The 10029-nt window shown below is 69.4% G+C and carries 7 protein-coding genes and 1 pseudogene; 4 read left to right on the top strand and 4 right to left on the bottom strand.

Features of this window, described 5'->3' with window-relative positions; genetic code table 11:
- The 4 genes and pseudogenes from G7A99_RS04670 to G7A99_RS25740 all read right to left on the bottom strand — a co-directional run.
- Positions 1 to 353: pseudogene (locus G7A99_RS04670) on the bottom strand (C4-dicarboxylate ABC transporter); the annotation flags it as partial.
- A gap of 60 nt (positions 354 to 413) precedes the next feature.
- Complete coding sequence (locus G7A99_RS04665; RefSeq protein WP_163139048.1) at positions 414 to 1391, bottom strand: TAXI family TRAP transporter solute-binding subunit; 978 nt, start codon at positions 1389 to 1391, stop codon at positions 414 to 416.
- A gap of 123 nt (positions 1392 to 1514) precedes the next feature.
- Positions 1515 to 2432, bottom strand: coding sequence for a MurR/RpiR family transcriptional regulator (locus tag G7A99_RS04660; RefSeq protein WP_018716405.1), 918 nt, complete (start codon positions 2430 to 2432; stop codon positions 1515 to 1517).
- Positions 2433 to 2615: 183 nt separating this feature from the next.
- Complete coding sequence (locus tag G7A99_RS25740; protein WP_163139047.1) at positions 2616 to 2960, bottom strand: hypothetical protein; 345 nt, start codon at positions 2958 to 2960, stop codon at positions 2616 to 2618.
- A 256-nt stretch (positions 2961 to 3216) separates the two neighbouring features.
- Between G7A99_RS25740 and G7A99_RS04650 the strand changes: the two genes are divergently transcribed.
- The 4 genes from G7A99_RS04650 (at position 3217) to G7A99_RS04635 (ending at position 10005) form a co-directional block, all read left to right on the top strand.
- A complete protein-coding gene (locus G7A99_RS04650) occupies positions 3217 to 4278 on the top strand; it encodes a Glu/Leu/Phe/Val dehydrogenase (protein ID WP_256379698.1) in 1062 nt (353 codons plus the stop codon).
- 234 nt (positions 4279 to 4512) lie between these two features.
- Positions 4513 to 5517, top strand: coding sequence for a porin (locus G7A99_RS04645; protein ID WP_163139046.1), 1005 nt, complete (start codon positions 4513 to 4515; stop codon positions 5515 to 5517).
- Positions 5518 to 5689: 172 nt separating this feature from the next.
- Complete coding sequence (locus G7A99_RS04640) at positions 5690 to 8725, top strand: EAL domain-containing protein (RefSeq protein ID WP_163139045.1); 3036 nt, start codon at positions 5690 to 5692, stop codon at positions 8723 to 8725.
- 35 nt (positions 8726 to 8760) lie between these two features.
- Positions 8761 to 10005, top strand: coding sequence for a threonine ammonia-lyase (locus G7A99_RS04635; RefSeq protein WP_163139044.1), 1245 nt, complete (start codon positions 8761 to 8763; stop codon positions 10003 to 10005).
- Positions 10006 to 10029: the final 24 nt, after the last annotated feature.

Genomic DNA, 10029 nt, shown 5'->3' with positions numbered 1-10029 from the left:
TAGGCCGCGGTGAAGGCCGCGACCACCGCCAGTATCCAGTCCAGTGCGGGAATCCGGTCCCGCGGCGAGCCTTTCAGGGCGGGAAAGGCCAGAAAGGCCAGGAACATTGCGAAGGCCAGGTGGATCGCCCGCGCCTCCGTGGAATTGAACACCGCGAAGTCGAGCATGAACGGCAGCGGCGAGGCATACCAGATCTGGAACAGCGACCAGAGCAGCGGCACGGCGAAGAGCAGCTTCGCCGGGAAGCCGCCAGGATGCCGCCCGCCGGTCTCCGTGGCCAGCACGTCCTCGGTGCCGCCCCCGGCGCCGCCGCTGTTTTCCGTCTGCCCCGTCTCACGCGTATCCGCTGTCATCGACCTGCTCCCCCGGCGGTGGAGCCGCGGGGCACGGGGCCCCGCGGCCGACGGCCCCGATCACTCGATCAGGCCGGCCTCCTTGTAGTACTTCTGTGCACCGGCGTGCAGCGGCGCGCTCAGAGAGGCGTTCGCCATCTCCTTCTTCTTGAGCACCTGGAACGCCGGATGCAGCGAGGTGAACTGGTCGAAGTTCTCGAACACGGACTTCACCAGGGTGTAGACCGCCTTCTCCGAGGTGTCCGTGGTGGTGACGAACGTGGCACGCACGCCGAAGGTGGTCACGTCGTCCGGATTACCGCGGTACATCCCGCCCGGGATGGTGGCGAAGGAGTAGTAAGGACGCTCGTCCACCAGCTTCTCGATGGCCGGGTTCTTGACGTTCACCAGACGCGCATCACACGCGGTGGTCGCCTCCTCGATGGAGCCGGAGGGATGACCCACAACGTAGACGAACGCGTCGATGTTGTTGTCACACAGCGCCGAGGCCATCTCGGAGGCCTTCAGCTCGGAGGCCAGCGAGAAGTCGTCCATGCTCCAGCCCATCGCGTCCATGGCGATCTCCATGGTCGCACGCTGGCCGGAACCGGGGTTGCCGACGTTCACGCGCTTGCCCTTGAGGTCCTCGAAGTTGGTGATGCCGGAATCCGCCCGGGCCACCACCGTGAAGGGCTCCGGATGGAGCGAGAACACGGCGCGGAGCTTCTTGAACGGCCCCTGGTCGGAGAACTTGCTGGTGCCGTTATAGGCGTGGTACTGCCAGTCGGACTGGACCACGCCGAAGTCCAGCTCGCCGCTGCGCAGGGCGTTGAGGTTGTAGACCGACCCACCGGTGCTCTCCACCGAGCAGCGGATGCCATGCTCCGAGCGGCCCTTGTTGACCAGCCGGCAGATCGCCCCGCCCGCCGGATAGTAGACACCGGTGACGCCGCCGGTGCCGATGGTGACGAACTCCTCCTGCGCACTTGCACCCAGAGAGACGCCCATGGCCAGGGCTCCGGCCACGACGCCTGTCAGCAGCTTCCTTTTGTGCAACATCGTTTTTTCCTCCGTTGGTTGCTCATGCCGGCAGCCTGTTGGGCCGCCGCGCGTGGTGCCCTGTTGTCACTGTCACGCCCCGGGAGTATGGGCGCCGCCAGGCCACCTCTCCACCACCCCCGACTACAGCTCCACGTCGAGCGCCCCGATCAGGCGCTCGCGCGCCTGGAGCGCGGTGAGCGCGTCGTCCCCGAGCGCGCGTGCGACCAGCGCCAGAAGCCCCTCGATGAGGATCAGCGCCGCCCCCATGCTGTTGCTGAAGAAAAGCCCCGTCGCCGGCGCCACGAACGTGTGCCGTGCCTGCGCGGCGAGCGGCGAGGCATAGCTGTCCGTGATCGCGATCACGCCCGTGCCGCCCTGACGCGCGAGCCCCGCCGCGGTGACCGTCGCGCGGGTATAGGGCGCGAAGCCGATCGCCACGAGCACGTCCCCGTCGCGCATCTGCGCGAGACCGTGGGCGAGCCCGTGCTCCGGGTTGAGCGTGGTGACGTCGGACTTGAGCATGCCCAGCCCGTAGGAGAAGAAGCTCGCGAGCGGATAGGACTGGCGCATACCGAGCACGTGCACCCGCGTGGCGCCGACCAGCGCGGCGACCGCCTCCTCCAGGCCGGCCACGTCCAGGTTATTCAGCATCCCCTGGATATTGCCACGCTCCTCGCGCGCCACCCGGGAGAGCACCTCCAGGGTTTCGTGCTGACGGCCACTGACGTCGCGCAGCCGCGATACCTGGCCGCTGTAGAAGTGCCCGGTCTGCGCGACATGCCGGCGGAAGACCGCCTGGAACTCGGCGAACCCCCGATAGCCCAGGGCCTTGGCGAGGCGCGTCAGTGTCGACGGGTGCACCCCGAACGCCGACGCCAGCTCCGTGATGCTGTAGACCGCCGCCTGGCGCGGTGCGGCCACCATATCGGCGAGCACCGCCGCGGCCCGGCGGCCGAGACGATGCGCTTCTCCGCCCGCCTCGACGTCGGCGAGCACCGCCTGCAGCGCTTCCAGGGTGACCGGCGCGTCGCCGGCCGGTGGGGTGTCCTTCGCGCTCACCGCGCGCCCCCCCTGTCCACCACGGCGCCGCACGCCGGCAACAACCGCCGGGATCGCGGGCCGATAGCCCCCCCGCCCTGTTTGTGCAGCGCTGACGTCATATCGCGAGGATAGCAGCCGCCACACCGCAGGCAAGCCAGAATTGCAGGCTTTATCTTTTTCCGCAAATCTGGAAAGCCCTGATTATATCAGCAGGCCGTACCCGGCGAGCGCGATCCCGATCAGCGCCATGACCGCGTGCAGCCAGACCATGACCATCGGCGGTGCGGCCCCCTCGAGCCGGAACACCCCGACGAAGCCGCCACCGACCGCGGCGAGACACAGGGCAAACGCGCCGGCATTGGCGGCCAGTGCCTGGCCCCCGCCCCATAGCGCCACCACCAGCCCCACCACCGCCGATACGGCAACCGCACCGTGGACCAGCCCCGCCGCCGGAGCCACGTACCGACGATGCAGGTGCCGGACGAGCATCGACGCCCCCGCCAGCGCCGCCGCCGTCACGACCCCCAGCCATATAGCCGCCGTCATGTCACCTCCTGTCGCTCGCCCACGCCTTCGACCTCCGGGCGCATAGCCTACGCCCGCCGCCCCGGGGCGGCCATCCCGGCACGCGGCCGCCGCAATGGGCGCGGCGTCACGCCGCGGGGTAGACTGGAACCGCCAGCCGACACACGTAACCCGTGCTCCGGCGGGCGCATCATTCGAACCGCCCCGCCCACAAGGCGGCGGCGGAGACGGATCGCCGGGCCGAACGCCCGGAACGACACCACTGGAGGAGATCCCCATGAGCGTGTTCGAACACCGGGAATTCCGCGGCCACGAACGCGTGGTCTTCGGCCATGACCCGGACACCGGACTGCGGGCCATCATCGCCGTGCACAGCACCCGGCTCGGCCCGAGCCTCGGCGGCTGCCGCGTGTTCCCCTATCCGGACGACGGCGCCGCGCTGACCGATGTGCTGCGCCTCTCCCGCGGCATGACGTACAAGTCGGCTATGGCAGGGCTGCCGCTGGGCGGCGGCAAGGCGGTAGTCATCGCAGACCCCCACAGGGACAAGACCCCGTCGCTGATGCGCGCGCTGGGACGGCTGGTGGAGGACCTGAACGGCCTCTACATCACCGCCGAGGACTCCGGCACCGACGTCGACGACCTGCGCACCATCGCCGGGGTCACCGGTCATGTCGTCGGGATCGCGGACAAGCGCGACGCCGACGGCGTCGTGCGCAGCGGCGATCCCTCGCCGGCCACCGCCCGCGGGGTGTTCGTCGGCATCCGCGCATCAGTGCGTGCGGCCCTGGGCGACGACGATCTCACCGGCATCCGGGTGGCCATACAGGGCGTGGGCAACGTCGGCCATCACCTCGCCGCGATGCTCCATGACGCCGGCGCCCGGCTCTGGATCAGCGACATCGACGAGGCCGCGCGCCGTCACGCCGTTTCGGCGTTCGACGCCGAACCGGTGGACACCGCCGCCATCCACGCCGCGCCCGTCGACGTATTCGCCCCCTGCGCCATGGGCGCCGTGCTCAATGCCACCACCATCCCGGCGCTGCAGGCCCGCGTGGTCGCGGGCTCCGCCAACAACCAGCTCGCCGAGGACGGCGACGGCGAGCGCCTGCGCGAACGCGGCATCCTCTACGCTCCGGACTACGTCATCAACGCCGGCGGCGTGATCGACGTCGCCGACGAGTATGCCGGCTACGACGCCCTGCGCGTGCGCCGCCGGGTCGACGCCATCGCCGACACCCTTACCGAGATCTACGAACGTGCCGCCCGCGAGGGCCGGGCGACCAGCACCATCGCCGACCACATCGCCGAGGAACGGCTCGCGGCCGCCCGTCCCTGATCCGCCTCACGCCGGTGCGGGGCTCATCCGCACCGGCCCTTCGTCATTCCCTCCGCGGACAGGGCCCTGACGCCTTATCCGTTGTTTATTTACAACTAAAAATTAATTTTTAGTTACATATGCAACAACCCTGTTGCGCCCAAGCATCGCCGCACGTATTGTTGCGATCAATTCTCGTTGCGATTTATGTGACGGGATTGTTACAGCAACCCAACCGACGATGAGGACGCGACAATGAAGAAGGCCATCTCCGCCCTGGCGGTCGCCGCCGCCCTCGGCGCCTCCAGCGCCCACGCCGCCGATTTCCGTGTCAACGACGACACGCTGTTCTCCGTTTACGGCTCCATCGAGTTCATCTACTACTCCCAGGAGCAGGCGACGGACGGCGGCGACACCGAGAGCCGCTCCGAGTTCGCCGACAACGGCTCCACCATCGGCTTCGCCGGCGAGCACACCTGGGATAACGGCCTGACCGGCTACTTCAAGGCCGAATTCGAGCACAACGCGGACGAGGAGAAGGGCGCCGGCGGCATCAACGACGGCGATAAGGCCTATATCGGTGTCAAGGGCAACTTCGGTAACGTCCGTGCGGGCTCCTGGGACAACATCTACAACGATGCGATCCAGGATCCGGTCGACCCCTTCGAGGCCTTTAGCCCGAGCATGTCGGACATCTCCGGCGAGGGCGACACCATCGCCTACTTCTCGCCCAAGATGGGTGGGTTCTCATTCCAGGTCGCCAGCCAGATCCGCGGCGACGGCGACACCCCCACCAGCAAGCAGCCGCTCACCGACGAGTCGGCCTTCCAGGTGGTGGGCATGTACGAGGTCAACACCCTCACCTTCGCCGTCGGCTACGACGACCGCGGCATCGTCTCCCAGACCGGCGCCGCAGGCGGCGACCCGGCCGAGGACGGCGTCTTCGGTGCCTCCGTCACCTGGGATCTCGCACCGTTGACCCTGGCCGCCCGCGCCGAGCAGCAGGGCGAGACGGTCGAGGACGACGAGGTCGGCTACTACAGCCTCAACGCCGCCTACGACTACGGCATGGGCACGCTGACCGCCACCGTCACCGAGGTGGACCCGGACGCCGACGACGAGGACAGCCGCACGGAGTTCAACCTCCTCGGCACCTACAACGTGGGCAGCAACATGTACGTCTATGCCGAGGCCGGCTGGTACGACAAGGAGAACGACGAAGACGACGCCATGGGCGTGGGTGTCGTCTACGAGTTCTGATCCCGCTGTATCGCGGAACGCGTTCAGGACGACGGGGGCCGCCCCGTCGTCCGCCTCACCGGTGGGCCACCATCGCCCGCCACCCCGCCAAGTTGCCCCACTCCGACCCCTGTGCCACTCTCTGCGAAGACCGACCCGTAACCGGGGAACCGCGCTTGGGGGCACGGGGCTGGTGACATACCGGAAAGCCGCGGAAGAACAATTCAGGGCCCTGTTCGAGGCCACGCCCCACCCGGTTCTGGTCTACGACCCGGGTACTCTGAACATCCTGCTGGCAAACGGGGCAGCCGAGGTGGCCTACGGCTACCGCGCCGACGAGCTGTGCAGGCTGACCCTCGACGACATCCATCCCGCCGAACAGCGCTCGGCGCTGCACCGCCAGATCGCGCGCAGCAGCCAAGGCAAGCGCTATGCCGGTGTCTGGACCCACGTCGCCGCCGACGGCACGCGCTTCGACTCCGAGGTCACGGGTAACGACGTATGGCTGCGCGGCCGCCGCCACCGGCTCGCGCTGGTCCACCCGGTTCACGACCGCCGCGCCGCCGAGCTCGCCGAGCAGCGCCGGCTCCAGCGTGCCAACGCCCAGGAGCGCGCCCTATCGGAGCTGGCCAGCGACCCGCGGGTGAGCGACGGCAGCGACCTGCACATCGTGCTCCGCCACATCTGCCGCACCGCCTGCGAAGCGCTGGAGATCACGCGTGCCAGCGTCTGGCGGGTCCGCGAACACCCGGAGGCCCTGGTCTGCGAAGCGCTCCACGACATCCGGGACGACATACCCCACGCCGTTCCACTGGTTCCGGCCACCGCATGCCGGACCTATCTCGATTCACTCAAACGCTACCGCAGCATGGACGTGGAGGATGCCCTCTCCGATCACCGTACCCGCGAGCTCACCGATGACTACCTGGCCCCCGCCGGCATCGGTGCCCTGCTCGACGCCGGCATACGCCTGCACGGCCGTCTCCACGGGGTCCTCTGCCTGGAGCACGCGGGCGGACCGCGGCGCTGGCACCACGACGAGGTACGCTTCGCCGCGCAGCTCGCCGACCAGATCACCAATGCCGTGATCCGCGCGGAGCGCAACCGCCAGCAGCAGCTGCTGCACCTCATCGCATCCGAGGTCGCCTCCGGCACCGGCGAGGACTTCTTCCGGCTGCTCGTCACCCGGCTCGGCGAGAGCCTGGGCGCGACGCTGGTCCACATCGCCGAGACCCCGGAGGGCCGGGAGAGCGATTACGCCAGCATCCTTGCCGGGTGGCGCCGGGACGGCAGCCGTCACGACGGCCACTATCCCCTCGCCGAGACCCCCTGCCGCCTCGCCCTGGACGAGGACACCTGCATGATCTCCCACGGGGTGGCGAACGTCTTCCCGGAGGACGGAGTACTCGCCGAGCTCGGCGCCGAGGGCTACATCGGGATCCGGCTGCGTGACAGCACCGGCGAGCCCATAGGACTGCTCACCGCCGTATTCGACCGGGCCCTGGAGCCGGGCGACGAGTCCGGATCACTGATGCAGATCTTCGCCGCCCGCGCCGCAGCCGAGCTGGAGCGCCTGCGCGGCGAGACCCGCCTGCGGCTCGCGGCGGCGGTACTGGAGAACACCGGCGAGGGCATCCTCATCGCCGACGGCGAGGGCCGGATCGCCGAGTCCAACCCGGCGTTCCGCCGGATAACCGGCCACGACCCGGCCCCGCTGCAAGGCGAGGACATCATGGACGTGCTCACCGCAGGCGACCCGGCGACGGTTACCGGGATCCGCCGTGGGCTATTCCGGGCCGGTCACTGGGAGGGCGAGATCCAGTGCCCCCGTGCCGATGGCGGTGCCTTTCCCGCCTGGGCAAGCTTCTCGCGGCTGGCCGGCACGGACGACGACCCGCCCCGCCTCATCGCCATGGTCAGCGACATCACCGAGCTCCACGAGAGCCGCGCCGAACTGCGCTATCTCGCCCACCACGACCCGCTCACCAGGCTGCCCAACCGGGTGTCGCTGCGCGAGGCGCTTGACAGAGCGCTCGCGGACCGCACCACCTCCGGCACCGAGGTGGCGGTCCTGTTCATCGACCTGGACGGGTTCAAGGACGTCAACGACAGCCTCGGGCACAGCGAGGGCGACGCCGTACTCCAGGTGGTCGCGCGCCGCCTGATCGACTACGTCCACGGCGACGACCTGCTGGCGCGGGTGGGCGGCGACGAGTTCATGCTGCTGGTCGCCCGCCACGACGCCCGTCAGCGGGCCACGGCACTCGCCGACAGCCTGCTCAAGGCCCTGGATGCCCCGTTCGAGGCCGGCGGACGGCCGATCTACCTCACGGCGAGCGTGGGCATCGCCCTGGCACCGGAACACGGCGAGGACGCGGAATCGCTGATCCTGGCCGCGGACGCCGCGATGTACCTGGCCAAGAACGAGGGGCGCAACACCGTCCGCACCTTCCAGCCGGAGCTGAGCCACCAGGCCTATCACCGCATCGTCACCGCCGGTGCACTGCGCTCGGCGATCGACGAGGAGCGGCTCTTCCTCGCCTATCAGCCCGTGCTCGCCCTCGGCAGCGGGGAACACTACGCCTGCGAGGCACTGGTGCGCTGGCGTCGCGACGATGGCAGCGTGGTCCCGCCCGGCGAGTTCATCCCCGTCGCCGAACAGTCCGGGCTGATCGTCCCCATCAGCCGCTGGGTCTTCCGCCAGGCCTGCCGCCAGATGCGCGAATGGGCGGAGACCGGCAATGCACCGGGCCGCGTCGCGGTCAACGTCTCACCGGCCCACCTGCGCGCCGGCAACCTCATTGGCGATATTCACGCCGCGCTCGCGGATACCGGCATCGCCCCCACACAGCTGATCGTCGAGGTCACCGAGAGCACGATCATGCAGGCGCCGGAGACGGTCTCGCGCACGCTGGAGACGCTGCGGGCGATGGGCGTGGAGATCGCGGTGGACGACTTCGGCACCGGCTATTCCTCGCTCGCCTATCTCAAGCGCCTGCCGCTGTCGATCCTCAAGCTGGACAAATCCTTCACCCAGGATCTCCCCGACGATCTGGACAACGCGGCCATCGCCCGGGCCATACTGGCAATGGCCGCCTCCCTCGGCCTGCGCGTGGTCGCCGAGGGGATCGAGACCGAGGCCCAGCTGGCATTCCTGCGCACCGAGGGCTGCGAGCTCGGCCAGGGCTTTCTGTTCGCCCGGCCGGCCGAGCCGGCGGCACCGGCATAGCGTTCCCATACCCGACCAGGGAGACAACCGAGACGATGACCCTGTCCATCGACCAGGTCCGCGAGGCCGCCGCGCATATCGCCAACAGCATCGTGCACACGCCCTGTGCCCTGTCGCGGACCCTCTCCGAGCTCACCGGCTGCGAGCTCTACATCAAGTTCGAGAACCATCAGTTCACGGCGGCCTTCAAGGAGCGCGGTGCCCTCAACCGCCTGCTCGCGCTCACCCCCGCCGAGCGCGAACGTGGCGTGATCGCGATGTCCGCCGGCAACCACGCCCAGGCGGTGGCCTATCACGCCCAGCGTCTCGGCATCCATGCCACCATCGTCATGCCGCGGCACACGCCCAACGTGAAGGTCCGCAACACCCGCGCCTTCGGCGCGGACGTGCGCCTGCGCGGCGACGGCGTGGCCGAGGCGGGGGAATACGCGCGCAGCCTCGCCGAGGAACATGGCTACGTATTCATCCACCCCTACGACGACGAACGGGTGATCGCCGGGCAGGGCACCATCGCGCTGGAAATGCTCGAGGAGTTCCCGGCCCTGGAGAGCCTGGTGATCCCCGTCGGCGGTGGCGGCCTGATCGCCGGCAACGCGGTAGCGGCGAAGGCCATCAACCCGGACATCGAGATCGTGGGCGTGCAGACCGAGCGTTTCCCGGCGGTCAGGCAGGCCCTCGCCGGCGAGCCCATCCATTGCGGTGCCGCGACCATCGCCGAGGGCATCGCCGTCAAGCAACCCGGGACGCTGACCCTGCCGATCATCCGCGAGCTCGTCGACGACATCCTGCTGGTGGACGAGCCGGGGATCGAGCGCGCCATCCTGATGCTGCTGGAGATCGAAAAGACCGTCGCCGAGGGGGCGGGTGCCGCCGGGCTCGCCGCGGTGCTGGCGGAGCCGGAACGCTTCCGCGGCCGGCGCGTGGGCCTGATCCTGTGCGGCGGCAACATCGACCTGCTGCCGCTGTCCTCGGTCATCCAGCGCGGGCTGGTGCGCTCCGGGCGCATCATCCGGGTCCGCGTGGGCGTGCCCGATGTCCCGGGGGCGCTCGCCGACTTCACCCGTCTGCTCGCCGAGCACCGCGCGAACGTCATCCAGATCGCCCACCAGCGCACCTTCACGGACCTGTCGCTGCGTGCCACCGAGGTGGAGGCGACCCTGGAGACCCTGGGCAGCGAGCACTCCACCGAGGTCCTCGCGGCGCTGCGCTCGGCGGGCTACGACCCGGTGGTGCCGGACAGCGAGCCCCACCCGCACGAGCGCACCGAGCCCGCCCCGTGAGCCCCGGCCCCCCGGGGGTTGCGG

The sequence above is a fragment of the Arhodomonas sp. KWT genome (assembly GCF_010993615.1).
Note: the sequence above shows the minus strand (reverse complement) of the source record. Positions and strands in the feature narration are given on the sequence as shown.

Coding starts and splice junctions, on each gene's coding strand:
- G7A99_RS04665 (WP_163139048.1), bottom strand. CDS start 1,391: ATGTTGCACAAAAGGAAGCTGCTGACAGGCGTCGTGGCCGGAGCCCTG.
- G7A99_RS25740 (WP_163139047.1), bottom strand. CDS start 2,960: ATGACGGCGGCTATATGGCTGGGGGTCGTGACGGCGGCGGCGCTGGCG.
- G7A99_RS04650 (WP_256379698.1), top strand. CDS start 3,217: ATGAGCGTGTTCGAACACCGGGAATTCCGCGGCCACGAACGCGTGGTC.
- G7A99_RS04645 (WP_163139046.1), top strand. CDS start 4,513: ATGAAGAAGGCCATCTCCGCCCTGGCGGTCGCCGCCGCCCTCGGCGCC.
- G7A99_RS04635 (WP_163139044.1), top strand. CDS start 8,761: ATGACCCTGTCCATCGACCAGGTCCGCGAGGCCGCCGCGCATATCGCC.